The 24,229-nt window shown below is 66.7% G+C and carries 18 protein-coding genes; 4 read left to right on the forward strand and 14 right to left on the reverse strand.

The features are described 5' to 3' along the window. Positions 1-28: 28 nt before the first annotated feature. From CLU92_RS05485 to CLU92_RS05500, 4 genes are read right to left on the reverse strand one after another with little or no spacing between them, the layout of a single operon-like run. Entirely contained in the window at positions 29-1,255 is a 1,227-nt protein-coding gene (locus CLU92_RS05485) for a TolC family protein (protein WP_101481065.1), read from the reverse strand. Then, positions 1,252-1,578, reverse strand: a complete 327-nt coding sequence (locus tag CLU92_RS05490) for a DUF3240 family protein (RefSeq protein WP_101481066.1) — start codon at positions 1,576-1,578, stop codon at positions 1,252-1,254. Before CLU92_RS05490 ends, CLU92_RS05485 begins: the two co-directional genes overlap by 4 nt. Next, entirely contained in the window at positions 1,565-4,669 is a 3,105-nt protein-coding gene (locus tag CLU92_RS05495; protein WP_101481067.1) for an efflux RND transporter permease subunit, read from the reverse strand. Before CLU92_RS05495 ends, CLU92_RS05490 begins: the two co-directional genes overlap by 14 nt. After that, the gene (locus CLU92_RS05500; protein ID WP_257560987.1) at positions 4,669-5,850 is read right to left on the reverse strand and encodes an efflux RND transporter periplasmic adaptor subunit; all 1,182 of its coding nucleotides are present in this window, start codon (positions 5,848-5,850) and stop codon (positions 4,669-4,671) included. The genes CLU92_RS05495 and CLU92_RS05500 overlap by 1 nt, the downstream gene beginning before the upstream one ends. Before the next feature lie 137 nt (positions 5,851-5,987). On the opposite strand from CLU92_RS05500, the gene CLU92_RS05505 reads away from it, so the two are divergent. Genes CLU92_RS05505 through CLU92_RS05515 form a run of 3 tightly spaced genes read left to right on the forward strand, consistent with a single transcriptional unit; the run spans position 5,988 to position 8,770 of the window. Continuing rightward, a complete protein-coding gene (locus tag CLU92_RS05505) occupies positions 5,988-6,665 on the forward strand; it encodes a response regulator (protein WP_101481068.1) in 678 nt (225 codons plus the stop codon). After that, positions 6,662-8,059: an ATP-binding protein gene (locus CLU92_RS05510; RefSeq protein WP_101481069.1), complete on the forward strand. Its 1,398-nt coding sequence runs from the start codon at positions 6,662-6,664 to the stop codon at positions 8,057-8,059. Before CLU92_RS05505 ends, CLU92_RS05510 begins: the two co-directional genes overlap by 4 nt. 12 nt (positions 8,060-8,071) lie before the next feature. After that, positions 8,072-8,770: a VIT family protein gene (locus tag CLU92_RS05515; RefSeq protein WP_101481070.1), complete on the forward strand. Its 699-nt coding sequence runs from the start codon at positions 8,072-8,074 to the stop codon at positions 8,768-8,770. A 5-nt stretch (positions 8,771-8,775) separates the two neighbouring features. Here CLU92_RS05515 and CLU92_RS05520 read toward each other — a convergent pair whose 3' ends face one another. From CLU92_RS05520 to CLU92_RS05550, 7 genes are all read right to left on the reverse strand, one after another. Beyond that, positions 8,776-9,621: a universal stress protein gene (locus CLU92_RS05520; protein ID WP_101481071.1), complete on the reverse strand. Its 846-nt coding sequence runs from the start codon at positions 9,619-9,621 to the stop codon at positions 8,776-8,778. 31 nt (positions 9,622-9,652) lie between these two features. Then, positions 9,653-11,470, reverse strand: a complete 1,818-nt coding sequence (locus CLU92_RS05525; protein WP_180338438.1) for an alpha/beta hydrolase — start codon at positions 11,468-11,470, stop codon at positions 9,653-9,655. A 62-nt stretch (positions 11,471-11,532) separates the two neighbouring features. After that, positions 11,533-15,081 (reverse strand): response regulator, encoded by a 3,549-nt coding sequence (locus CLU92_RS05530; RefSeq protein WP_101481072.1) that lies wholly within the window; start codon positions 15,079-15,081, stop codon positions 11,533-11,535. Further along, entirely contained in the window at positions 15,078-16,223 is a 1,146-nt protein-coding gene (locus CLU92_RS05535) for an FIST signal transduction protein (protein ID WP_101481073.1), read from the reverse strand. Before CLU92_RS05535 ends, CLU92_RS05530 begins: the two co-directional genes overlap by 4 nt. A 14-nt stretch (positions 16,224-16,237) precedes the next feature. Beyond that, positions 16,238-17,296, reverse strand: coding sequence for an HD domain-containing phosphohydrolase (locus CLU92_RS05540; RefSeq protein WP_101481074.1), 1,059 nt, complete (start codon positions 17,294-17,296; stop codon positions 16,238-16,240). A 52-nt stretch (positions 17,297-17,348) separates the two neighbouring features. Further along, a complete protein-coding gene (locus CLU92_RS05545) occupies positions 17,349-17,852 on the reverse strand; it encodes a chemotaxis protein CheW (protein ID WP_101481075.1) in 504 nt (167 codons plus the stop codon). Positions 17,853-17,912: 60 nt separating this feature from the next. Beyond that, the gene (locus tag CLU92_RS05550; protein ID WP_180338439.1) at positions 17,913-18,818 is read right to left on the reverse strand and encodes a GGDEF domain-containing protein; all 906 of its coding nucleotides are present in this window, start codon (positions 18,816-18,818) and stop codon (positions 17,913-17,915) included. 357 nt (positions 18,819-19,175) lie between these two features. Between CLU92_RS05550 and CLU92_RS27405 the strand changes: the two genes are divergently transcribed. Continuing rightward, the gene (locus tag CLU92_RS27405) at positions 19,176-19,448 is read left to right on the forward strand and encodes a hypothetical protein (protein ID WP_133991842.1); all 273 of its coding nucleotides are present in this window, start codon (positions 19,176-19,178) and stop codon (positions 19,446-19,448) included. A 7-nt stretch (positions 19,449-19,455) separates the two neighbouring features. On the opposite strand, the gene CLU92_RS05560 is transcribed toward CLU92_RS27405, so the two are convergent. From CLU92_RS05560 to CLU92_RS05570, 3 genes are all read right to left on the reverse strand, one after another. Continuing rightward, positions 19,456-20,742: a DUF445 domain-containing protein gene (locus tag CLU92_RS05560; protein WP_101481078.1), complete on the reverse strand. Its 1,287-nt coding sequence runs from the start codon at positions 20,740-20,742 to the stop codon at positions 19,456-19,458. 75 nt (positions 20,743-20,817) lie between these two features. Further along, positions 20,818-22,215: an amino acid permease gene (locus CLU92_RS05565; protein WP_101481079.1), complete on the reverse strand. Its 1,398-nt coding sequence runs from the start codon at positions 22,213-22,215 to the stop codon at positions 20,818-20,820. 208 nt (positions 22,216-22,423) lie between these two features. Continuing rightward, the gene (locus tag CLU92_RS05570; protein ID WP_101481080.1) at positions 22,424-24,217 is read right to left on the reverse strand and encodes an MFS transporter; all 1,794 of its coding nucleotides are present in this window, start codon (positions 24,215-24,217) and stop codon (positions 22,424-22,426) included. Between the last annotated feature and the right edge of the window lie 12 nt (positions 24,218-24,229).

Below are 24,229 nucleotides of genomic sequence, written 5' to 3' on the forward strand. Positions count from 1 at the left end.
CGCATGGATGAATCGTGTAAGCGCCGCATCAGTCGATGGACCAGATGGCGTGGGCGTCGAGCTGCAGGCGCGCCTGGGCCGCCAGCGCCTCGATCTGGGCTGTCTGCGCCGTCAGCGCCGCGTCGAGCGCCTGCCGCCTGCCGGCCAGCGCTTCGGCCAGCGTGCATTCGCCCGCCTGGTAGGCGCGCTGCATCAGTTCGGCCTGGCGGATGGTTTGTTGTTGTACCTCTTGCAATGTAGTCCATATTGCGTGGCTATGCACGCTGTCGCTGGCGGCACGCCGGGCCGCCAAAGCGACGCGCAGCTGTGTCTGCGCCACCCGTTCGCGCGCCATCGAAGCCTTGATGGCCGCCGCCGACTTGTCCGCTGCACGTCCGGCGCCGGGCAGGGGAAACGACAGGCTGACGCCGAATACCCGCTCCTGGCCGTCGCGCTCGCGCGCGGCCCGCAGTGCCAGCGTCGGGTCGGGCATGGCGTCGCTGGCCAGCCGGCTGGCGCGCATGGCGTACAGGTCCGCTTCCGCCTGGGCCAGCTGCAGTTCGTGGTTGTCGTGCACGATGCGCTCGGCCAAGCCGTCTACGGCTTCGCTGCCGGCTTGCGGCAGTGGCAGCGAGTCGGCCAGCGGACGCGGCAAGCCGGGGTAGCTGATGGCCAGCAGCGCGAGCGTCTGTTCGCTGCGCTGGCGCGCCTGTTGCAACAGGGCCAGCACGCGCCGCTGTTCCGTGTCGGCCTGCAGCAAGTCGAGCGCGGCGCCGTCGCCGGCCTGCACGCGGCGCGCAGCAATCGATTGCAAGCGCTGCGTCACGGCCAGCTGCTCTTCCAGCCGCGCTACGCCGGCCAGGTCGCGCAGCGCGTCGAACCAGTCGCGCAGCAGGGTGCGTCCCGCCTCGTGCCAGGCGTCGCCATGCAGCGCGCGCGCCACAGTCAGCCCTTGCTCGCCCAGCGCCTGGTCCAGGCTGGCCTTGCCGAACCAGCGCAGGGGCCGTTCCAGCGCCACTTCCTGCTCCAGGTAGCGTTCCGCGCCGGGGGCGGTGCGCCGGCTGGCGCCGGCACGCACCGTCCATTCATAGGGGCCGGCCGCCAGTTTGGCCCGTTCCGCGCCGGCCAGTTCGGTGTTTTGCATCCCCTGGCGCAGCGCAGGCAGGCTGGCCAGCACGCGCCGCACCTCGGCTTCGGGCGGCAGCGCGGAAGGGTTGCCAGGCGCCGCCTGCGCTCCCGCCGCGAGGAACAGCAGCGCCAGGGCGCGCGCCTTCATGCCAGCCTCCCGTGGCACAGCACGGGGCTGATCCAGTAGGCGATGTCGGGCTTGGGCAGCTGTGCCGCCAGCGCCTGCACGAGCAGGCGCAAGTTGGTATCGGCGCCGGCGATCAGGACCAGCTTGCGCCGTCCCCGTCCCCGTACTTGCTCCAGGCTGGAGGGGTAGGCGGCGCCCGGTCCCATGCCTTGCGCATCGAGCACGGAAAAACCGGCCGCCCAAGCCGGGTGCAGCAGCAGGAAATCGAGGACGTCCTCTTCGAGGGCTACGGGCATGGCCAGCGTCAGCATGGCGTCGCAGGGGGAATGGTCAGGGTGCTGCATGGTGGGCTCCAGTCAGGGCAATGGTAGGGACAGATGGCCGCGCCACGCCGTAGCGGCGGAACAGCAGGGGCAGCAGCACGAGGGTCAGCACGGTGGCGCTGAGCAGGCCACCGATGACGACGATGGCCAGCGGCTTCTGGATTTCCGAGCCAGGCCCCGTGGCCAGCAACAGCGGCACCAGGCCCAGGCCTGTAATACAGGCCGTCATCATGACGGGACGAAAACGCCGGACGGCGCCTTGCAGGACCAGTTCGCCGACGGCCGCGCCGCGCGCATGCAGATCGTTGAAACAGGTGATCATCACCAGGCCATTGAGCACGGCGATGCCCATCAGCGCGATGAAGCCCACCGAGGCGGGCACGGACAGGTATTCGCCCGTCAGGGCCAGCGCATACACGCCGCCCGTCAGCGCGAACGGGATGTTGACCAGCACCAGCAGGGTTTGCCGGATGCTGCGCAAGGTACAGAACAGCAGCAGGAAGATCAGTGCCAGCGCCACAGGCACGACCAGCGCCAGGCGGGCTGCCGCACGCTGCTGGTTCTCGAACTGGCCGCCCCAGGCAATGCGGTAGCCTGGCGGCAGCGGCACCTGGCGCGCCACCAGGGCCTTGGCCTCGTCGACAAAGCCGACCAGGTCGCGGCCGCGCACATTGGCGCGCACCACCACCAGGCGCGCGGCGTTTTCCCGTTCCACCTTGACGGGGCCGTCGACCGTGCGCAGGCTGGCCACCTGGCTCAAGGCGATGGCCGGGCCGTCGGCCATGGGCAGCCGCAGCTGCTGGAACAGGTCGGCCGACAGCTGCAGCTGTTCGCCGCCGCGCAGCAGCAGGGGCAGTCGCTTGCCGCCTTCGATGACGATGCCCGCCTGGCGCCCTTCGACAAGGGTGCGCAAATCGCCCTGGATCTGTTCCACGGAGAGGCCCAGGCGGGCGGCCGCCACGCGGTCGATATCGACTTGCAGGTATTGCACGCCCGAGTTTTGAGTCGTCAGCACATCTTCACTGCCGGCCAGCGTTTGCAGCTGCGTCACGATGCGCGCGGCCAGCGCGCCCAGCGCCTTGCTGTCCGGGCCGTAGATCTTGACGGCCACGTCGCCGCGCACGCCGGACAGCATTTCAGAGGTACGCATTTCGATGGGCTGGGTAAAGCTGATGTTGACGCCTGGAAAGCTTGCCGTGGCCGCCCGCAAGGCATCGACCAGCGCTTCCTTGTCCGCGCTGCGCCATTGCGCGCGCGGCTTGAGCACGAGGAAGGAGTCCGTTTCGTTCAGGCCCATGGGATCGAGTCCCAGTTCGTCCGACCCCAGGCGTGCCACGATGCGCTGCACCTCGGGCACCTGTTCCAGGATGCGGCGCTGGATGGCCTGGTCCAGGCGCGCCGATTCCTGCAAGTTCACGGATGGCAGTTTTTCGATCTGCATGATGATGTCGCCTTCGTCCAGCGTGGGCATGAACGATTTGCCCACGTGCAGGAAGACGCCGGCGGCCAGCAGCAGCGCCGCCACGGCCACGCCGCCGACCAGGCGCTCGCGGCGCAGGGCGCGCCCGAGCAGAGCCAGGTAGGCCGCTTCCATTTTCTGCACCAGGCGCGGCGTGCCCGCGTGGCGTTCGGACAGCAGCAGCGAGGCGAGCACGGGAATGACGGTCAGCGACAGCAGCAGCGAGGCGGCCAGCGCGAAGAGGATGGTCAGTGCCACGGGGGCGAACAGCTTGCCTTCCAGGCCCTGCAGGGTCAGCAGGGGCAGGAAGACGATCATGATCACCAGCATGCCGGCGCTGACGGGCAGGGCAACCTCGCGCACGGCCCGGTAGATGCGGTGCAGGCGCGGCACGCCCGGCTGGGCATGGGCGCCATGGGCCTCGATGTTTTCCACCACCACGACGGCCGCATCGACCAGCATGCCGATGGCGATGGCCAGGCCGCCCAGCGACATCAGGTTGGCGCTCAGGCCATATGCCTGCATAAGCAGGAAGGTGCCCAGCGCCGCCAGCGGCAGGATGCAGGCGACCACCAGCGCCGAGCGCAAGTTGCCCAGAAAAACAGTCAGCAGCACGATCACCAGCACGGTGGCTTCGGCCAGGGCGCCCGTGACGCTGGCCACGGCCCGCTCCACCAGCTTGCCGCGGTCGTAGAAGGTGCTGATGCGGGTGCCTTTGGGCAGGCTGGGGCCCAGCGCATCGAGGCGGGCGCGCACTTGCTGCACCACTTGCTGTGCATTCGAGCCGCGCATGGCCAGCACCAGCGCCTGCACGGCTTCGCCGCGCCCGTCCTGCGTGACGGCGCCGTAGCGCGTCAGCTGGCCGATGCGCACCGTGGCCACCTGGCCCACGTTCACCGCCATGTCGCCGCGCCGCGCGATGCCGATGGCGCGCACGTCAGCGAGCGTGCGGATGCCCGCGTCGCTGCGGATCAGCAGCGCCTCTTCGCCGCTGCCCAGGCGGCCCGCGCCGTCGCTGCGGTTGTTCGCTTCCAGTGCCTGCTGCAGCTGGGCCAGCGACAGGCCGCGCGCGGCCAGGGCGGCCAGGTCGGGTACCACTTCGAAGCTGCGCACCATGCCGCCAAGGGAATTGACGTCGGCTACGCCGGCGATGTTGCGCAGCTGTGGACGGATGGTCCATTCGAGCAAGGTGCGTTTTTCCATCAGGCTCAAAGGCCCCTCGATGGTGAACATGAAGATTTCACCCAGCGGCGTGGTGATGGGCGCCAGGCCGCCGCTGACGGAGGCAGGCAAGTCCTTCAGCACGCCAGCCAGCCGCTCGCTCACCTGCTGGCGCGCCCAGAAGACGTCCGTGCCTTCCTGGAAGTCCAGTGTGATGTCGGCGATCGCATACTTGGACTGCGAGCGCAGCACGGCCTGGCGCGGTATGCCCAGCAGTTCCTGCTCGATGGGGGCGACGATGCGCGCCTCGACTTCTTCCGGCGTCATGCCGGGCGCTTTCAGGATCAGCTTGACCTGGGTGCCGGCGACATCGGGAAAGGCGTCGATGGGGAGCGCGCGGAAGGCTTGCACGCCGGCCGCCGCCATCAGCGCGGCCAGTACCAGTACCAGCATGCGCTGCGACAGCGACAGGGCGATCAGGCGGGCCAGCATCACTTGCCTCCTTGGGCGGGCGCGTCCGCAGCTTGTCCCAGGCCGCTCCAGCTGCCCTTGAGGGCCGCCAGGCCGCGTACCGCCACCGCGTCGCCTGCGGCCAGTGCGCCGCGCACCCAGGCCATGCCGCCGCCGGCCGGCGTGGCTTGCACGGGGGTGACCAGGAAGCCCCTGGCGTTGGCGACAAAGACATAGTCTTGCCGCGCCTCGCCCATGCCGTGCACCAGCGCCACGGCCGGTACGGCCACGCCGCCCACCGCGCCCGCCCGTTGCGCCGGGCGCAGCAGGCGCGCTTCGACAAAGGCGTTCACCTTCAGGCACGGATCCTGGCCCACTTGCTGTGCGCGCAGCTGCGCGCTTTGCGTGGCGCCGTCGACGACGGGAGAGATGGCCGTCACGCGCAGCCTTGCGCAGCCGTCCACCTGCAGCAGGTCGCCCACGTGCAGCAGCGGCAGTTGCACACGGCTCGCCTGCAGCTGCACCCACAGGGGGCCGCTGGCGGCCATGCGGGCCAGCAGCGCGCCCGCTTCGACATGCTGCCCCTCCTCGACAGGCAATGCCAGCACGCTGCCGGCGCGGCTGGCGCGCACCGTCAGAAGGGGCGACAGCGTGCGTTGTTCGCGCAGGCGCCGCAGCGCCACGCCATCGAGGCCGGCGCTGCGCAGCGCCTGTTCGCGTTCGCTGGCCGCCAGCGTGGCCAGCTGCGCCGCATCGCGGCTTTCATCAAGACGGGCACGGGCGATGATGCCGTCGCCGTACAGTCCTTCGTCGCGCGCCAGCCTGGCATGCGCCAGCCGCGCCGCACTGGCCTTTTCCAGGTAGGCGCGCTGCCACTCCAGCCAGCCCTGGCTGTACAGGGTTAGCAGCGGCATGCCTGCACGCACCTGTTGCAGCGGCGTCACGTGCACCTGCTGTACCACGCCGCCCTGCACGGCGCTGGCCACGGCGCCCGAGCTGGGCGGCGCCACCACGGTGCCCGACAGGACCAGGTCGTTGCCCGCCGGCGTCCCTTCGCCGGCCAGCGTGGCGACTGCCGGCGTGGTGGCGATGCCGGCACGGCTGATCTGTTGCGGATTCAGCAGAAGTTGCTGTGGCGCGGCCGCCGATAGCAGCGGCCAGCCGAACAGGGCCAGTATTGTCCAGCAAGGCTGGCAGCGGTTAAGATGGGGAGAAGCGGGCATGGGAGGCAGCCGGAAGTGGATGATGGACGGATAGTCGCCAGCAGATGTTAAGAAGTTCTTAATGTCCGGCGCCTACGCTGCCAGCATGAAATTCGGACACGACAGCCGGACACGACATCCAGACAGGACAAGCCACGATGCGCATATTGCTGACAGAAGACGACCCCCAGCTGGGGCGCGCCACGCAGATGGGGCTGGAGCAGGCCGGCTATGCGGTCGACTGGGTACAGACGGCTGAAAGCGCGCATATGGCCGTGCGCCTGCACCGCTATGGCTGTTTGCTGCTCGACCTGGCCCTGCCGGGCGAGGATGGCATGCAGGCGCTGGCGACCCTGCGCCGCGGCGGTTACGACGGGGCGATCCTGATCGTCACGGCGCGCGACCAGATCGCCGACCGCGTGACGGGCCTGGATGCGGGCGCCGACGACTTCATCGTCAAACCCTTCGACCTCGATGAGCTGGCGGCGCGCATGCGCAGCGCCTGCCGCCGCGCGGCCGGGCGCACGCACGAAGAACTCGTGCATGGCGATATCGTCATCGATGTCGCCGCCCGCCAGGTGCGTCAGGCTGGCGTGGCGGTGCCAGTGACGGGCAAGGAGTTCAGCATCCTGCTGATGCTTGTCGAGCAGCGCGGGCGCATCCTGAGCCGCGTGCAGCTGGAAGAAGGCGTCTATAGCTGGGGCGAGGAAGTCGACAGCAACGCGCTGCAGGTACATATCCACCATTTGCGGCGCAAGCTGGGCAAGGCGCTGATCCGCACCGTGCATGCCATCGGCTACAGCATCGACAAACCTGATACCCAGGAGTGTCCATGACGACGCGCGCCCTGCGCGCCGCCGGCGCATGGTCGCTGCGGCGCACGCTGCTGGCCGTGTTGCTGGGACTGACGTTCACCTTATGGGGCTTCAGCGCCGCCATCGTGTACCTGGAAGCGGGGCGCGAAAGCCAGGAACTGTTCGACCAGTCGCTGGCCGAGACGGGGCATTTGCTGCTCTCCCTGGCCGAGCACGAGGTGCAGGAACATGGCGCGAGCACGTCGCTGGTGATGCCGGTGGCGCAGAACCGCAACCACCGCCAGTATCTGCTGTTCCAGGTGTGGGATGCGCAGCGGCGTCTGTTGTACAAGAATGCCGGCGCGCCGGACCAGGCGTTCGCCGCGCCGGCCGATGTCGGCTACAGCTGGCACGACAACGATGGCCAGCTGTGGCGCATCTACACGAGCTGGAATCATGACGCGCAGCTGCAGATCCAGGTGGCGGAACCGGCCAGCCACCGCCAGGAAATCAGCAGCCGCTTCGCCCTGAAGCTGCTGGCCATCGGCTTGCCGATGGCGGCCCTGGCGGCGCTGGCAATCTGGTGGAGCATCAACCGCGTGTTTCGCGCCCTGCGCCGTAGCGCCGATGAAGTGGCGCAGCGCACGCCCGACGATCTCGCCAGTGTCAGCGTGACGGGCGCGCCGCTGGAAGTGCAGCCGCTGCTGCAGGCCATCAACCGCCTGTTCGTGCGCGTGCGCCAGACGCGCGAGCAGGAGCAGCGCTTCACGGCCGATGCCGCGCATGAATTGCGCACGCCGCTGGCGGCCATCAAGACCAACCTGCAGGTGTTGCAGCGCGCGCGCAGCGATGCGGAACGCAGCGAGTCCGTGACGGGCCTGGGCTTGAGCGTGGACCGTGCCACGCGCCTGGTGGGGCAGTTGCTGACCCTGTCCCGGCTCGACCCGCAGTCGCAGCCTCCGCCCGACCTGCCCGTGCTGGACCTGGCCGCCGTGCTGGCTGAACAGCTGCCTGGCTGGATGGCGCAGGCGCAGCGCCAGGATCTGCAACTGCGGGCCGACCTGGCCACGGCGCCGTGCCGCCTGCAGCTGGACCATGTCCTGATCCTGGTGCGCAACCTGATGGACAATGCCATGCGCTATACCCCGGCCGGCGGCACGCTGATGCTGGCCTGCCGCACCGAGGCCGATGGCGTGCTGCTGCGCGTGAGCGATACGGGGCCCGGCATCGCCGAGCAGTTGCGCGAGCGCGTGTTCGAACGCTTTTTCCGCGCCGCCGGCGCGCACCAGCCAGGCAGCGGCTTGGGCTTGTCGATCGTGCGGCGCATCGCCGAAACGCATGGCGCCAGCGTGCAGCTGGCCGCCGGACCGGATGGCGCGGGCCTGGTGGTGACGGTGCACTTCCCCGCGCCCGCCGGCGCGCCCATTCATGAATAAAGGAGGCTGACCATGCCATTGCGACACCGCGAGTTTCACCGGATGGACAACGTGGGCTGGCTGCGCGCCGCCGTGCTGGGCGCCAATGACGGCATCGTTTCGACGGCCAGCCTGGTGCTGGGCGTGGTGGCGGCGCACGCCACGCACGACAGCATCCTGGTGGCCGGCGTGGCTGGCCTGGTGGCGGGCGCCATGTCGATGGCCACGGGCGAATATGTCTCGGTGCAGTCGCAGGCCGATACGGAACAGGCGGCGCTGGAACGCGAGGGCGGCGAACTGTTCGATGATCCCAAGGGGGAGCTGCACGAGCTGACGCACATTTATGTGGCGCGCGGCCTGGAACCGGCGCTGGCCGCGCAAGTGGCCAGGGCCCTGACGGCGCACGACGCGCTCGGAGCGCATGCGCGCGATGAACTGGGCATCACCGAAAGCATGCGCGCGCGCCCGCTACAGGCGGCGCTGGCCTCGGCGCTCAGTTTTGCCGTCGGCGCGGCGTTGCCGCTGCTGGTGGTGCTGCTGGCGCCCATGCCCATCCTGGCGCCGGCCATCGTTGCTTCCGCGCTGCTATTTCTGGCGCTGCTCGGTGGCTTGGCGGCCAGGGCCGGCGGCGCGCGCTTGGGCCGGGGCGTGCTGCGCGTGGTGTTCTGGAGCGCGCTGTCGATGGCGGCGGCATCGGGCATCGGGGCGCTGTTCGGCGCCACGGTCGCGTGATGCTGTCAGTGTGATACCAGCACCGGCAAGGTCATCTCCTGTAACACCGTGCGCGTGACGCCGCCTAGCAGCGTCTCGCGCAGGCGCATGTGGCCGTAGCAGCCCATCACCACCAGGTCGCAGCGCCGCTGCGCCGCCATCGCCAGCAGGGCCGTGCCCACGTCCTGGGCAGGCGGCGTGTCATGCTGCAGCACTTCGACGTTGACGCCGTGGCGCGCCAGGTACAGGGCCAGGTCGGCACCCGGCTGCTCGCCGTGCGCGGCCGGCTGGGCGTGCGAATTGACGACGGCCAGGCTGACCTGCTGCGCGCGTTGCAGCAGCGGCAGCGCGTCCGTGATGGCGCGCAGCGCTTCGGCGCTGCCGTTCCAGGCCAGCAGGGGATGCTGCGCGCTGCCCGATAGTGCGGCGGACGGGGCGTGCGGCACCATCAGCACGGGCCGGCCGCAATGGAGCATCAGGTATTCGGGCGTGCCGGCGATGACGCGCGACGGCGTATCCTGCGCGTCGGTCTGGCCGAGGATCAGCAAGTCGCAATAGCGCGCCTGCAGCAGCAGAGCGCCTTGCGCGTCGTCGTCGACGAAGCGCGTTTCGTAGGTGCCCAGGCCTTCTTCGCGGGCGATGCGCTCGAATTCGTGCAGGGCTTCGCTGGCCTGGCTGCGCAGCGCCTGCATCTGCGCCGGCGCAAATTGCAGCGCGTTGACGCCGCCGCCATACGCATAGCGCGAGATGCCGCTCATGGCCGAGCCGATCAGGTGGGCGCCTTCTGCGACGGCCAGGCGTACGGCCAGGCGGATGCGCTGGGCACAGTGGCGGGAATTGTCTACGTGGACCAGCAGGGTAGTGTAGGGCATGGCGTTTTCCTCGGTTGTCTGAAGTCGGTTGTCAAGTCTGCAGCACGTAGTTGCCCGGCGCGTCGCCCAGGTCTGGGCGCATGGCTGGCGGCGCCACCTGCGCGCCCGAGCGCTCTGCCAGCCAGGCTTGCCAGGCAGGCCACCATGAACCGTCGTGACGCGTCGTGTCGCGCTGCCAGCTGTCCGCGTCGATGTAGGGCGCGTCGTGGGCGTGCGTGGCCAGCTGGTAGCTGCGGCGCGCCTGTCCCGGTGGCGAGACCACGCCTGCATTGTGCCCGCCCGAGGTGAGCAAAAAGGTGACGTCCGTGTCGGTCAGCAGCTGCAGCTTGTACACAGAGCGCCATGGCGCCACGTGGTCCGTCAGCGTGCCGACGGCAAAGATGGGCGCGTCGATGTCCGGCAGGGCGATATGGCGGCCTGCCGTGCGGTAGCGGCCTTCGGCCAGGTCGTTGTGCAGGAAAAGGCGGCGCAGGTATTCCGCATGCATGCGGCAGGGCATGCGCGTGGCGTCCGCATTCCAGGCCATCAGGTCGCTGTCCTGCTCGTCCAGCCCCAGCAGGTAATGGCGCAGCCGGCGCGACCAGATCAGATCGTTCGAACGCAGCAGCTGGAAGGCGCCCGCCATCTGCCGCGTATCGAGGTAACCCTGCTTCCACATGGCCGCCTCCAGGAAGCTCACCTGGCTCTCGTCGATGAACAGCGACAGTTCGCCCGGTTCCTTGAAGTCCACCTGCGACGCCAGCATGGTGAGGCTGGCCAGGCGCGCATCGCCGTCGCGCGCCATGCTTGCTGCGGCAATCGCCAGCAGGGTACCGCCCAGGCAGTAGCCGGCCGCGTGCGCCTGCGGCGCGCCCGTGATGCGGGCAATGGCGTCGAGCGCGTCCATCACCCCCAGCTGGCGGTAGTCTTCCAGCGACAGCTCGCGGTCTTCTTCGAGCGGATTTTTCCATGAAATCATGAACACCGTGTGGCCTTGTTCCACCAGGTAGCGCACCAGGGAATTGTGCGGCGACAGGTCGAGTATGTAGTATTTCATGATCCAGGCCGGCACGAACAGCAGGGGCGTGGCATGCACGGTCGCTGTCGCTGGCGCGTACTGCAGCAGCTCGATCAGGTCATTGCGGTAGACCACCTTGCCGGGCGTGACGGCCACGTTGTCGCCTGCCTTGTAGCTGCGCTGGTCGGGCGCATGCGCGCCCATGGCGGCGCGGCGCCAGTCGTCAGCCAGATGCCGTGCGCCATTCGCCAGGTTGGCGCCGCCGCTCGCCAGGGTTGCCTGCTGCACCACGGGATTGGTCAGCATGAAGTTCGACGGCGCCAGCATGTCGAGCCACTGGCGCACGGTGAACGTGACGACATCTTCGTGATGCGGCGAGACGCCGCGCACGCCAGTGGTGGCGCGGTGCCACCACTGCTGCTGCAGCAAGAAGCCCTGGTAGGCCAGGTTGTAGGGCCAGCGCTGCCAGGCCGGGTCTTCGAAGCGCCGGTCCTGCGGCAGCGGCGCGATGCAAGGCGGCTCACTGGCGCTGCCGGTCTGGGCCGATTGCAGCGCAGATTGCAGCGCGTACTGCTGCCAGCGGCCGATCTTCTTCCACGCTTCCTGCAGCAAGGTTAGCTGCTTCGATGGCGCCAGTGCCAGGTGGCTGAGCCAGTCGGCATAAGCATTGCCCAGCGCGGCCGGCGAAATGCCGCCCGTGAACTTGCCCAGCCAGGCGTTTAGCAGCAGGTCGAGAGTGGCGCCTTCCGGTGCGCTCTCCGGATAGTCGGGCGCCGGCACGCCTTGCCAGGCGCTGCCCTGGCGCTCATGTTCAACTTTTTGCTCCGCATTGCTCGGCTGCGTCTTGCTCATCCAGGACTCCTGTCATTTTTTTACAGGATAGCAAGAGCTTGTTCAAAAAATTATGATCTACATCAAGTTTGCCCGGATGCGTGCAGTGTCCCGCCTGTCGCCTCGATGGCCGCGCCCGTTTCCTGCACAAACAGCCGTAACTGTTCCTCTAGCGCGTCGAGGCGCGCCAGCAACGCCGTTTGCGGGGCCTGGGCTGCTTCGCGCTCGATGGCTGAGACGATGGCGACGGCGGGGAGGGCATGGAAGTTGGCCAGCAAGCCAGCCAGGGTATGTGCCTGCCGGCTCGCGGTGGGCCGGTCGCTCGCCAGCATGGCTGCGCGCAAGGCCGTCAGTTGCTCCGGCAAGCCGGCCAGGAAGGAGGCGCCGATGATGCCGATCACGTCGGCGTCGGCGTTGGCCAGCGCGGCGGCGTAGTCGAAGTGCGGCGCGCTGCCGGTGGCCGGCGCTGCCACTTCCGGCGCCATGGCGGGCGGCAGCGTCAGCTTGCTTATCTGCAACACATGCTGCTCGATCAGACTTTGGAAGGCGGCGGTGCGGAAAGGCTTGGACAGGTAATCGTCCATGCCGCCGGCGATGCAGCGTTCGCGGTCGCCTTCGAAGGCGCTGGCCGTCATGGCGATGATGACGCTCTTCGGCATGCCTTGCGCTTCGCGCTGGCGTATCTGCGCGGTGGCTTCGAAACCGCCCATTTCCGGCATCTGCAGGTCCATCAGGATCATGTCGAAATGGGCTGCCGCCTGGCAATCGAGGGCGATGCGGCCGTTCGCCGCATGCGTGACCCGGTGGCCCGCATTGGACAGCAGTACGGTGGCCAGTTCGCGGTTCATGGCGTTGTCCTCGACCAGCAGGATGTCCAGGCTGGACGTGCCTTCGCGCACGGAATGGCGCGTCACCACGGGCGCAGCGCTGGGCATGCCGCGGCAAGTGCCCAGCACGCTCATGGTGATGGCCAGCAATTCCTCGGGGCTGGCCGGCTTGAGCAGGTAGCCCTGGATGCCCAGTTCGCGGCAGCGCGCCGCATCGCCCAGGCTGCCGCTGGAGGACAGCATGACGATGGGCACCTGGCTCCAGTGGGGCAGGGCGGCGAGGGCCGCTGCCGTGTCGAAGCCATTCAGGCCGGGCATGGCAAAGTCCATGATGATGCAGTCGACCGGCAGGGCGGTGCGGCAGTGCTCCAGCGCCGCCTCGCCCGACTCGCAGGCGGTGACGCTGGCGCCGCTGTGCTCGAAGATCTTGCGCAGGATGGTCAGGCTGCTGGAATTGTCGTCGACCAGCAGGATCGCCCGCCCCGCCAGCGAGGCAGCCGGCGGCGGCAGGCACGGCTGATTCTCGCCGATGGGCAGGGCCAGATCCACGGTGAAGCTGCTACCCTTGCCCAGTTCGCTCGACAGGCCGATGCTGCCTTCCATCATCGTCACGAGGCGGCGCGTGATCGACAAGCCCAGTCCCGTGCCGCCGAAGCGCCGCGTGGTCGAACCGTCTTCCTGCTGGAAGGCATCGAAGACGGCCTCCTGCATGTCGGCGGCGATGCCGATGCCGGTGTCGCGCACGCACAGCTGCACCCGGGCCATGCCATCGGCGCAGGCGCGCAGCTGGGCACTGACAGTCACCTCGCCGCGGGGCGTGAACTTGATGGCGTTGCCCGCCAGGTTGGTCAGCACCTGGCGCAGCCGGCCAGGGTCGCCGAGCAAGGTTTGCGGCAGCGCGGGATCGACGTCGAGCACCAGTTCCAGGCCCCTGGCCTGGGCCCGCATGGCCAGTGCCCGCATGGTTTCCTGCATCAGCTGGCGCAGATTGAAAGGAATGCTTTCCAGGGTCAGCATGCCCGCCTCGATCTTCGAGAAGTCGAGGATGTCGTTGATAATGCACAGCAGGGCGTCGGCTGAAGCCTTGACGATTTCCAGGTATTTGCGCTGGTGGACGTCGAGTTCGGAATCGAGTACCAGATCCGTCATGCCCAGGATGCCATTCATCGGCGTGCGGATTTCGTGGCTCATGTTGGCCAGGAATTCGCTCTTCGAGCGGCTGGCCGATTCGGCCACTTCCTTGGCCAGCAACAGCGCGCGCTCGGCCGCCTTTTGGCTGGAAATGTCGACTATGGTGCCCACCAGGCCGAGCAGGCTGCCGTCCGACTTCAGCAGGGCCGCCTTGCTGAACAGGACATCGACCTGGCGCGTGCCGATGGTCAGGCGGTCTTCAAACGTCTGCTTGCCCTGGTCCTGCAGCAGGTGGCAATCGTGCAGAATCACTTGCTGCGCCCCCTGCTGCGGCAGGATGTCGGCCATCGTCATGCCCAGGATGTCCGTTTGAGCGAGATCGAAGAAGGCGCAAAAGGCGCGGTTGGCGCGCAGGTAGCGGCCCTGCACATCCTTCAGGTACAGGGGAATCGGGATGGTCTCGATCAGTGCATCGACGAAGTTGAGGTTGTGCTGCAGGTCGCGCGCCGCCAGGCGCCGTTCGGTGATATCGGTCAGGCTGCCGGTGATGCCAGCCAGGCGCCCCTGGCCATCGCGTTCGGCGCGTGCGCACACGTCGACCCAGCGCATGTTGCCGTCCTTGGTGACGTAGCGCGCTTCATGGCGCATCGTGTCCACCTGGCCGGCCAGAAGCTGTGCCAGGCCGATGCCGGCGCGCTCCCGGTCGCGCGCATCGATGAATTGCAGGACATTCTTGCCCATGCTGTCGGCGGCGCTGAAACCGGTGATGGTGTGCCATGCGGGGTTCAGGAAGGTCCAGGCGCAGTCCAGGTCTGTGCGGAAGACCACTTCATTGAGGCTGTTGACGACGTTGCGGTATTCGCGCTCGCTTTTCGCGATGGTTTCGGCCATGCGCTTGCTTTCGCTGATTTCCGTGCGGATGGCGATGTACTGATAGGGCTTGCCGGCCGCATCGAGGAAGGGCACGATGGTGGCGTCGACCCAGTATTGCCCGCCATCCTTGGCGTGGTTGCAGATTTCCCCGTGCCACACCTGGCCGGCGGTAATGGTTTGCCACATCTGCGCAAAGAAGGCGTCAGGATGCGTGCGCGAATTGATCAGGCGGTGCGTCTTGCCGATCAGCTCTTCGCGCACGAACCCGCTGATGGCGCAGAACTTGTCGTTGACGTAAATGATGACGCCGGCTGTGTCGGTAATGCTGATAATGGCATGCTGGTCCATCGCAAAGCGCTGGTTCTGCAGTTCGATGCGGCGCAGTTCCTGTTGCGACACCAGCTCGGCGAGCAGCACCGAGAGGCCTTCGATATCGCCTTCCTGCGGCAGGTGCTGGCCGGAATCGTCGTTGTCTAGCAGGTGCACGGCCGCCACGCGCAGCGATTGCAGGACGCGGTTGCGGCTGGCCAGTTCCGTGCGCAGCAGATCGTTGGTCATGCTCAGTTCTGTCGAACTCAGCTCCAGGCTGCGCGAGCGCAAGTCCAGGTCGCGTTCGGACTGTTCGTAGGCGCTGTCGATGCGCAGCAGCAGGGCCGGCAGGCCGGCCAGGAAAGCGGCCAGTTCGGGGGGCGTGCCGGCTTGCGCCCCCAAGGTTTGGGCCTGTTCCAGCAAAGCGATGCAGGCGCTTTCCGAGTCGATATTGCAGACGCGGCTCAGTTGGCGGGCAAGGGTACGGTTCATGCTTCGCTCAGCACGGTCACGGTCATCGTCTGGTTATGCAGCTGGCACGCGCCATGCGGCTGCGTGATGCCGATTTCGCCGTTCGAGTAGAAACCGGCGATACAGGTGGCACCGCTGCCCAGTACGTCGGCCACCGCTTCGACCTCTTCCTCGACACTGTCGCCCATGACCAGCTTGCGCCCCACGCAGCTGACCAGCAGGGCCAGCTGGTCGCCCACCGTATCGGCGTGGTGCTGGACGCTGCGCGCGGCCGTTTCGGCCCCGTCTATCAGCCGGTTGGTGCTGGAATGCATTAATTTCAGGTAGCCGTCGGCGAGGATGTCACCAGCCAGTGTCAGCGAACCCTGTTCTTCATCGACGGCGAGGATGGTGCGAAATACATTGCTTTTTTCATGCGCCGCCGTGAGCATTTCAAACGGAAACAGCAGGCCCGAGCCCGGCAGGTCGCGCGCATAGTCGCCCAGGTACAGTTTGTAGATGTCCAGCGCCCGCGCGCCATCCAGCCCATACAGCACGTTGTCGACGCAGCGCGTCACCTTGCGCGCCGGACCGAACGCTTCCCAGCCCGCATGGCTGCCGTAGCCGAGGCGGATATGCTCGCCGTACAGGCCGATGGCGACGATGGTATTGTCGGCCGTACCGCGCGGACCCAGGGTCCAGGTCTGGAGGAAGGCGCCGCCGTCGGCGGCCAGCCCGCCGGATATGGTGACGCCCGGGGGCAGATTCGCCTGCAGGCCAGCGATGAGGGCACTGCCGTTAATGGCCACGCCCGTGCCCAGCATGAAGACCGCCGTCAGGTTTTCCTGCGGCAGCGCCTGCGCCAGGCGCTCGCCCGCATCGTGCGAGTCCGCCATGTCGCAGATAATGGCGTCGGCGATGGCCACCGCCGTGTGCGCGAAGGCGATGGCGGTGATGACGCAGCTGTCGTCATAGACGCGCTTGCCGGCGATCTCGCCGGCCGTGGAGCAGCCGGCGATAACGGCGCCGGGCAGTTGGCGGCGCAGCGCCGTCGTCAGTTCCGGGGTGGAGAAATAAGTGCAGGCGCCAAAGACCAGCACCAGCTGCGGTTGCATGGCGGCCAGGGGCGCCAGTGCGGTATCGATGTCGTCACGGTTTTTCAGGATCAGTTGTTGCACGCGCATGGCAGGGTCCTCGCTTACAGTGGGTGGGCGTGATGCTGGACGGGGTCGGGCAGGCTGCTGCGGATATCGAGCACCTCGTCCCAGGCGCCCAGGAAGGCGTCGATGCAGCGCGGGCAGAAATGACTGCCCGTATTCTGTTGGAGGAACAGGTACGCCTGCTCCACCGGCCAGGCCGGCTTGTACGGGCGTTCCGAACTGAGCGCGTCGAAGACGTCAGCCACGGCGACGATGCGCGCCGACAGTGGTATCTGTTCGCCCGCCAGGCCGTCCGGATAGCCGCTGCCGTCGTATTTTTCGTGGTGGCCGCGGGCGATTTCCTCGGCCAGCTGGATCAGCGGGGCATCGCTGCCGGCGAGGATCTGGCCGCCGATTTCCGCGTGCTGGCGCATGATGGCCATTTCCTCGCGGTTCAGTCGCCCCGGCTTGAGCAGGATATGGTCGGGCGTGGCCAGCTTGCCCACGTCGTGCATGGGCGCTGCCTTGAGCAGCAGTTCCTGCCATTGCGCATCCATGCCCAGGTCCCTGGCGATCAGCGCCGAGTAGCGGGCCATGCGCATGATGTGAGCGCCCGTTTCAGGGTCGCGGAATTCGGCCGCCCGCGCCAGGCGCGTGACCAGTTCCATCTCGCGCGCCGTGACGTTGGCGATGGCCTCGCTCACTTCATGCTCGAGCAGCTTGGCGCGGTCGGCCAGCATGGTTTGCGCCGTGCGCAGGGCCAGCAGATTGCGCACACGCAGGCTGAACTCGATGGTGTCGACGGGCTTGGTGAGAAACTCCGTGACACCGAGCGAAAATGCCTGTTTGCGCACGGCGCGGTCGTTCTCGGTGGTGACCATGATGATGGGGATGTCGGCCATGCCTTGCATCTTGCGGAAAATGCTGAGAAATTCATTGCCCGACAGACTGGGCATCCGGTAGTCGAGCAAGACCAGGTCCGGCACATGCGACTCGCACCAGGTCAGCGCATCGATGGGGTCGTTCATGCAGACGGGCTCGATGCTGCTGGCCTTGCGCGCCAGGGTCGATAGCAGGCTCAGGTTGGTGTCGTTGTCATCGACGATCAGGATGCTCATGTTGTCTCCGGAGGGGGGCTGTCAGGTGGCGGCCGGGATGGCGATGGCTGCCTCAGGCAGCCAGTTTGCCCGTGGCGGGCATGCCCAAGCCTGACAGCAGGCTGTCCATGTCGAGCACGATCAGCAGCCGTTCATCCAGGCTGCCGATGGCCGTTACATGGCCGGCCATCGCCGAGCCGTGCAACTGCGGCGGGGGCTTGAGCTGTGCCGGCATCAACGGCACCACATCGGCCACGCGGTCGACCACGATGCCGGTGGCGCCATGCGCGAAGATGAGGATGATCACCACGGTCGAGGCGTCGTATGCGGGCGCGGCCTGGCCCAGTGCAATGCGCAGGTCGATCAGCGGCACGATGCTGCCGCGCAGGTGGATGAAGCCCTTGAGGAAGGCGGGCGCATTGGCGATACGGGTCACGGCGCCGTAGCCGCGGATTTCCTGCACCAGGCCGATGTCGATGGCGTATTCCTCATTGCCAAGGCCAAAGACCAGCAATTCCCGGGCGCCCGCTTGTGCCAGCTGGCTTGCTGCTGCTGAATGTGTCGTGGTGGTTTCCATGTGCTTGCTCCTGTCAGGTGATGCGTGATGCATGAAACTGCGAGGGTTGCCGGGTGGTGCTCAAACCTGCTCGATGCGGTTGCGGCCATTGCTCTTGGCCTGGTACAGGGCGGCGTCGGCTTGCATGAAGCCGGCTTTCCAGTCACCGTCTGCCGGCAGCGGCGCCAGGCCGATGCTGATCGTCACCGTGATGGGCGTGTGCTCGAAGTCGACGCACGTTGCGGCCACGGCAAGACGGATGCGTTCGGCCACCTGGCGCGCCATGACCATGTCTGTATGGAGAAACAGCAGGCCAAATTCCTCGCCGCCCATGCGGGCGACGACATCGGATGCCCGCGCCTGGCTCTGGAGCACGGCCGAGATGGCTTGCAGCACGGCGTCGCCGGCGGCGTGGCCATGCCGGTCGTTGACGAGCTTGAAGAAATCGATGTCGGCGATGCCGATGGTCATCGGACTACCCGCGCGCCTGGCCCGCGTGGACGAACGCACGGCGTCTATCTCGAAGGCGCGGCGATTGGGCAGGTGAGTCAGGGGATCGCTCAGGGCGATGCGCTGCAACTGCTGCCAGCGAGCCGCGTTCTGCAGTTCGATGGCGCGTTCGTGGCGCTGGTCGATGAAGAAAGCGCCCATGTAGTTTTCATTATCCAGCTTGCCCAGGTCCATGGCCTTGAGCATGATGGGCAGCATCGTGCCATCGCGATGGCGAATGGCGAAACGGCGCTTGTTGCCCAGCACCTTGGGGTTCTTGCAGCTGCCGGCCAGATAGGCGCCGACCTGCTCGCCATGCTGTACGCGCACGGCGTTGGGCAGCAGCGTTTCGATCTGCTGGCCCGGCAGGCTGCCTGCGTCATAGCCGCTCAGCGCATACATGGCATCATTGGCATAGTGGATGCGTGAAGCGGCATCGATGATGATGGCTGCGTCGTCGGCGACGTCGAGCAGGCGCAAGGCCAGGATTTGGTTCATGTACTTCTCCCCTGCAAAGAATACGGAGATGCCGGGTGGTCGAGGCTGCGATAGCTGTTGCACCACTTTGATTTCTCCTTGGAAATCATCATACATCAAATAAAATTGATTTCAACAAATATTTTGATTTTCATGATTTTATTTGGTTTTTTTGCACGCGACAAAATCCCGCTCTTGATCGCCTTGCCAGCGTATCGGTCGTCATTTCACTCTCCGGGTAGCTGTATTTTCCCAGTATTCGTTTGCCTGTCGGCAAAGGAAACTATATTTTTCGGGTATATATTTATTGTATTTGGTAAATTTATGCAGCAAAATACCAGGGATACAGGTTGGTCACTGAGGATGGAGGAGATGGACATGCGTACGAAGATGCCGGTCAGGGGCAGGGCAGTGGTGCACAAGGGCGGGCCGGCATCCGGCAGCGCTCCCCATCGGCACAGGCTGGGCGATGGCGTCTCCCGTTCAGCGTCGCGGCGCCTGAAGGCGATCGCCTGTCTGATCTTGTTGCTGGCCGTGATACCGGCCGCGACTTGCATCGCCACGGGGCACGCCGGCGTGCCGAAGCTGTTCAGCACCGTGTGCGGCGTGGTGTCGTGCGCGGCCGCGGCTGGCAGCGTGCACGGCTGGTAGGTGGCGCTTACAGCGCCTGGCTGGCGGCGTAGATCAGCAAGCCGGCCAGGCCGCCCACGATGGTGCCGTTGATGCGGATGAATTGCAGGTCACGCCCGATGGCCAGCTCGATGCGCTCGCTCATTTCTTCCTTGCTCCACAGGTCCAGCCGGCTGGCGATGAAGGCGCCCACTTCGCCACGGTAGCGGCGCACCAGCGCACCGCTGCCGGTGACGATGGCGTCGTTCAGCCATTGCCGCGCAGCCGTATCCGCGGCCAGCACCTGGCCCGTGTTGCGCGCCAGGCTGGCGATGGCTTGCGCCAGCACAGGCTGGGCCGCGTGCAGGTCGGCCAGCAAGCGCGTACTGAGGTTGTTCCAGACGTCGCCCAGCATCGCTTGCACCGTATCGCTGGCGATCAGCTGCAGCTGGTAGCGGCGCACGGTCTCTTGCCACTGCGGGTCGGCCTTCAGGTGCAAGGCGCTGTCGGCGATCCAGCCGGCGATGCGCTGGCGCAGCGGGTGCTGCGGATCGACGCGCACGGCGAGGGCAAATTTTTGCAGCGAGGCGATCATGCGCGGCTCATACGCTTTCACGGCTTTTTTCACCAGCGTGTTTTCGATCTGGAAGGCGCCCAGCACGAAGTCGCCGATGGCGGCGTGGTGGCGCTCGTCGTCCAGGTAGGCGGCGCTGCGGTCGAGCATGAAGTCCAGCAGTTCCTGCGGCTTGCCGTCAGCGATCAGCGCGTCGATACAGTCCGCCGCCACCTCCGATACATTCAGTTGGCCCAGGTAGTTGCTGGCCTGTACACGCAGCAGCCGGCCCAGTGCTTCGTGGTCGGCCATTGCCAGCAGTTGCCTGGCGACGCCGGCGCTGGCCATGCCCAGCTGCTGCGCATGGGCAGGCTGGGCCAGCCAGGTGCCCAGGCGTGCGGCAGGATCGGCCTGCACGATGCGTTCGGCGATGCCTTGTTCGGTAATGAAATGGTTTTCCACGAAGGCACCCAGGCTGCGGCCGATGTCCGCCTTGCTGTTCGGGATGATGGCCGTATGCCACAGCGGGATGCCCAGCGGGTGGCGGAACAGGGCCACCACGGCGAACCAGTCGGCAATCGCACCCACCATAGACGCTTCGGCGAATGCCTCCACATAGCCCCAGGCGGGATGGCTGCCGCGCTGCGAACGGGCCACGGCGAAGACCAGCGCTGCGAGCAGCAGCAAGCCGACGGCCAGCCACTGCATGCTGCGCAGGCGCGCGCGCTTGAGCTGGTCCGTGCTCTGGTCCAGTTGTTTGATGAGGTCGGGGGAACGTTGCATGGATGGCGGCCTGTATTGCTGCGAGACCGCCATCTTAACTGGGACAGCGACAGAATATGTCGCTGCAGGGACTTTTTACTGCGGCGGGTGCAGCAGCGAGCGCCGGCGCGCGTAGCCGAAGTAAATAACCAGGCCGATCGCCAGCCAGATGCTGAAGGCCATCCAGGTGACCCAGCTGAGGAAGGTCATCAGGCCCACGCACAGGATCACGGCCAGCGCCGGTACATAGGGCACGCCGGGGCAGCGGAAGGCGCGTGGCAGGTCGGGACGCTTCTTGCGCAGCACCACCACGGCGACGGAGACCATGGTGAAGGCGGCCAAAGTACCAATGTTGATCAGCTCGGCGAGGATATTGAGCGGGATCACGGCGGCGATCAGGCCGAAGACGATGCCGACCAGCCAGGTGGCGAAGAACGGCGTGTGGAAGCGCGGGTGCACGGTCGACAGGCGCTTTGGCAGCAAGCCGTCGCGTGACATGGCGAAGATGATGCGCGTCTGGCCGAAGGCCATCACCAGGATGACGGTCGTCATGCCAAGGATGGCGCCCAGGTCGACGAAGCCGGCGATCCAGTTTTCGCCCGCGTATTGCAGGGCCAGCGAGACGGGATGGTCGACGCCGAGGAATTTCTGATACGGCACGATGCCCGTCATGATGGCCGAGACCACCACGTACAGCACGGCGCACACGGCCAGGGAGCCGATAATGCCGATCGGCAAATCGCGCGATGGTTTCTTGACTTCCTCGGCGGCCGAGGTGACGGCGTCAAAGCCGATGAAGGCGAAGAACACGAGCGCGGCGGCGCTCAGCATGCCGTGGTAGCCGAACGGCATGTAGGGCTGCCAGTTCGCCGGCTGCACGTGGCGCGCACCGAAAATGATGAACAGCAGCACCACGCCCACCTTGATGGCCACCATGATGTTGTTCAGGCGCGCCGATTCGCGCACTCCCCAGCCCAGCATGGCCGTCAGCAGCAGCATGATGACCAGGGCCGGCAGGTTGATGAAGGTGGTGACGCCCGGCAGCGCGCCCGGCGCGGCCGTCAGGGCCGCAGGCAGGGCGATGCCAAAGCCCGACAGCAGCGACTGGAAGTAGCCGGACCAGCCGACGGAGACGGCGGCCGCGGCCAGGCCGTATTCGAGCAGCAAGTCCCAGCCTATCATCCAGGCGGCCAGCTCGCCCAAAGTCGCATAGCTATAGGTGTAGATGGAGCCGGCCACGGGCACGGTGGAGGCGAATTCCGCATAGCACAGGGCGGCGAAGCAGCAGGCGACGGCGGCCACGACAAACGACAGCGAGAGGGCGGGGCCGGCCGTCAGCGCACCCGTGCCGGTGAGCACGAAAATGCCTGTGCCGACGATGGCGCCTATGCCCATGAGCACCAGGTCGAAGGGCCCAAGCACCTTGGCCAGTCCTCCCGGCTTCTTGCTGTGGGCAATCATGTCATCCAAATTCTTGGTTCTAAATAAGCTCACTGTGTCTCCTGGTAGTTTTTGTCATGGCGCCATTGCCGCCTCGTGAGTAGCACGACGCAGCCAGATTCTAGCCCAGGCGGCGCGCATTCCAGAAGGAAAACTGTACTGTGCCGTGCCTGCCCGCCTGCAAGCTTGTCTGGCAGGCAAAAAAAAGCCCCGGGATGATGGACCGGGGCTGTAAAGGAGACTGCTTTATTTATCTATTTTGCTATTTTGCAAAATGGGCTTCGATCTCTTCCAGGGTCTTGCCCTTGGTCTCGGGCAGCAAAAACGCGGCCGCCAGGAAGTACAGCACGGTGCAGCCGGCGCCGAAGAAGAACAGTGTCGAATAGCCGTGCAAGCCCACCGTCGGCAGGAAGATGGCGGCGATCACCGTCGAGACGAACTGGTTCACCAGCAGGGCGATGCTCATGCCATTCGAGCGGATACGGGTCGGCATCAGTTCGGACAGGGCCAGCCATACGCACACGCCCGGTCCCACGGCAAAGCTGGAGACAAACACGCAGATGGCGATCGCCACCAGCCAGCCGTGCGTGGACGAGGGCACGGGACCCAGGCTGGCCTTCTCGATCCGCAGCGGCGCTTCGCGTCCGGCGGCCGGGTCGGCGAACGGGTTCAGGTGCAGCTTGCGGAAGAACACGCCGATCACGCTGTCGGCCTGCACGGCGTCTTCGCGGGCGATGCTGACCTGGCGCAGCACGGGATCATCGCTGCGCAGGCTTTTCACATTCGTGAACGGGCCGTAGGCGTAGGCGATGGTCAGCTGCTGCGGCGTGCCGTCGGCCGCCGCGCCCAGGGCGGTCAAGGCGGCCGCATCGAGGCGCACGGCCAGGGCGTCGTTCTGCACCTGGGTGGCGATGGCGGGGCGCACGTCAACCAGATGCGCTTCGGCGCCGCGGAACAGCAAACCGGCCGCCAGCAGAGAGACGACGATGCCGCCCGTGCCCAGCATCAGCAGGAATTTGCGGCCCTTGCGGTCTACCAGCAGCACGGCCACCACCGTCATCACGGCATTCAGTACTTTCAGCAGGACGTCCGCCATGTTGGCCGAGGCGCCCGACAGCCCCGCCTGGTTGAGGATGTTGACAACATACGCGAGGATGGAATTGATGCCCGTCGCCTGCGTGCAGGCCAGGATCAGGCAAGCGAGCAGGAAGGGCAGCACATAGCGGCGGCTCAGCAGCGGGTCTTTCGCCTTGCCGTTTCCGCTGGCCTTGGCCGCATTTTCGGGGGTATCGAGCATTTCGCGCAGCTCCAGGTCGGCAACGGCGGGCAGGCGCGTGCGCAGCAGCGACTGGCGCGCCTGGTCGATGCGGCCGCGTTGCGCCAGCCAGCGCGGCGATTCGGCCAGCAGCAGGGCACCGATGGTAAACACCAGGCCCGGCGTCAGGCAGACCCAGAAGATGCTGCGCCAGGCGTGGTCCTTGGCCGTGAAGATGGCGGCGATGCGGCCCGCTTCCGGCAAGGCTTGCGCCGCTTGTGTGGCCGTTTCCACCGTCTGCGCCTGCTGCAGGCCGATCAGGGCGGCGGCTACCAGGCCGATGGTCAGCAGCAGCTGGAACAGGGCGGCGCCCCGTCCACGCTGTTGCGCGGGCAGGCATTCGGCCAGGTACAGGGGCACGACGACGCCGATCAAGCCGCCGCTGATGCCTTGCAGCAGACGGCCCAGCAGCAGTGGCGTGTAGCCATCGGCCAGGGCGATCAGGGGAATGCTGGCGCTAAACAGGGCGCCGGCCAGGAACATCACCCAGCGCCTGCCGAGGAGATCGGCCAGGGCGCCGGCGAACAGCGAAGAAAGGACTGAACCCAATAGCACGGCGGCGACGATAAAACTCAGCTGCTGGGCCGTCAGTTTCCACGCCACCGAGGCCGTCGATTCCAGGTAGGGCAGGGCGCCTGCGATGATGCCGATGTCTATGCCGTACAGCAATCCCCCCATGCCGGCAATGAATAGCAGGTAGCGCATGGCCCACACGGGGGCCTTGTGTGACGTGTCGTGCATGAAAACTCCGGG

The organism is Janthinobacterium sp. 61 (genome assembly GCF_002846335.1).
Classification (GTDB): Bacteria; Pseudomonadota; Gammaproteobacteria; order Burkholderiales; family Burkholderiaceae_D; genus Janthinobacterium.

Bases quoted from the DNA above. Each gene is read 5' to 3' on its own strand.
- CLU92_RS05560 (WP_101481078.1), bottom strand. From the start codon at position 20,742: ATGCAACGTTCCCCCGACCTCATCAAACAACTGGACCAGAGCACGGAC.
- CLU92_RS05545 (WP_101481075.1), bottom strand. From the start codon at position 17,852: ATGGAAACCACCACGACACATTCAGCAGCAGCAAGCCAGCTGGCACAA.
- CLU92_RS05500 (WP_257560987.1), bottom strand. From the start codon at position 5,850: ATGCCCGCTTCTCCCCATCTTAACCGCTGCCAGCCTTGCTGGACAATA.
- CLU92_RS05485 (WP_101481065.1), bottom strand. From the start codon at position 1,255: ATGAAGGCGCGCGCCCTGGCGCTGCTGTTCCTCGCGGCGGGAGCGCAG.
- CLU92_RS05515 (WP_101481070.1), top strand. From the start codon at position 8,072: ATGCCATTGCGACACCGCGAGTTTCACCGGATGGACAACGTGGGCTGG.
- CLU92_RS05540 (WP_101481074.1), bottom strand. From the start codon at position 17,296: ATGAGCATCCTGATCGTCGATGACAACGACACCAACCTGAGCCTGCTA.
- CLU92_RS05520 (WP_101481071.1), bottom strand. From the start codon at position 9,621: ATGCCCTACACTACCCTGCTGGTCCACGTAGACAATTCCCGCCACTGT.
- CLU92_RS05570 (WP_101481080.1), bottom strand. From the start codon at position 24,217: ATGCACGACACGTCACACAAGGCCCCCGTGTGGGCCATGCGCTACCTG.
- CLU92_RS05505 (WP_101481068.1), top strand. From the start codon at position 5,988: ATGCGCATATTGCTGACAGAAGACGACCCCCAGCTGGGGCGCGCCACG.
- CLU92_RS05495 (WP_101481067.1), bottom strand. From the start codon at position 4,669: ATGCTGGCCCGCCTGATCGCCCTGTCGCTGTCGCAGCGCATGCTGGTA.
- CLU92_RS27405 (WP_133991842.1), top strand. From the start codon at position 19,176: ATGCGTACGAAGATGCCGGTCAGGGGCAGGGCAGTGGTGCACAAGGGC.
- CLU92_RS05535 (WP_101481073.1), bottom strand. From the start codon at position 16,223: ATGCGCGTGCAACAACTGATCCTGAAAAACCGTGACGACATCGATACC.
- CLU92_RS05525 (WP_180338438.1), bottom strand. From the start codon at position 11,470: ATGAGCAAGACGCAGCCGAGCAATGCGGAGCAAAAAGTTGAACATGAG.
- CLU92_RS05510 (WP_101481069.1), top strand. From the start codon at position 6,662: ATGACGACGCGCGCCCTGCGCGCCGCCGGCGCATGGTCGCTGCGGCGC.
- CLU92_RS05550 (WP_180338439.1), bottom strand. From the start codon at position 18,818: ATGAACCAAATCCTGGCCTTGCGCCTGCTCGACGTCGCCGACGACGCA.
- CLU92_RS05530 (WP_101481072.1), bottom strand. From the start codon at position 15,081: ATGAACCGTACCCTTGCCCGCCAACTGAGCCGCGTCTGCAATATCGAC.
- CLU92_RS05490 (WP_101481066.1), bottom strand. From the start codon at position 1,578: ATGCAGCACCCTGACCATTCCCCCTGCGACGCCATGCTGACGCTGGCC.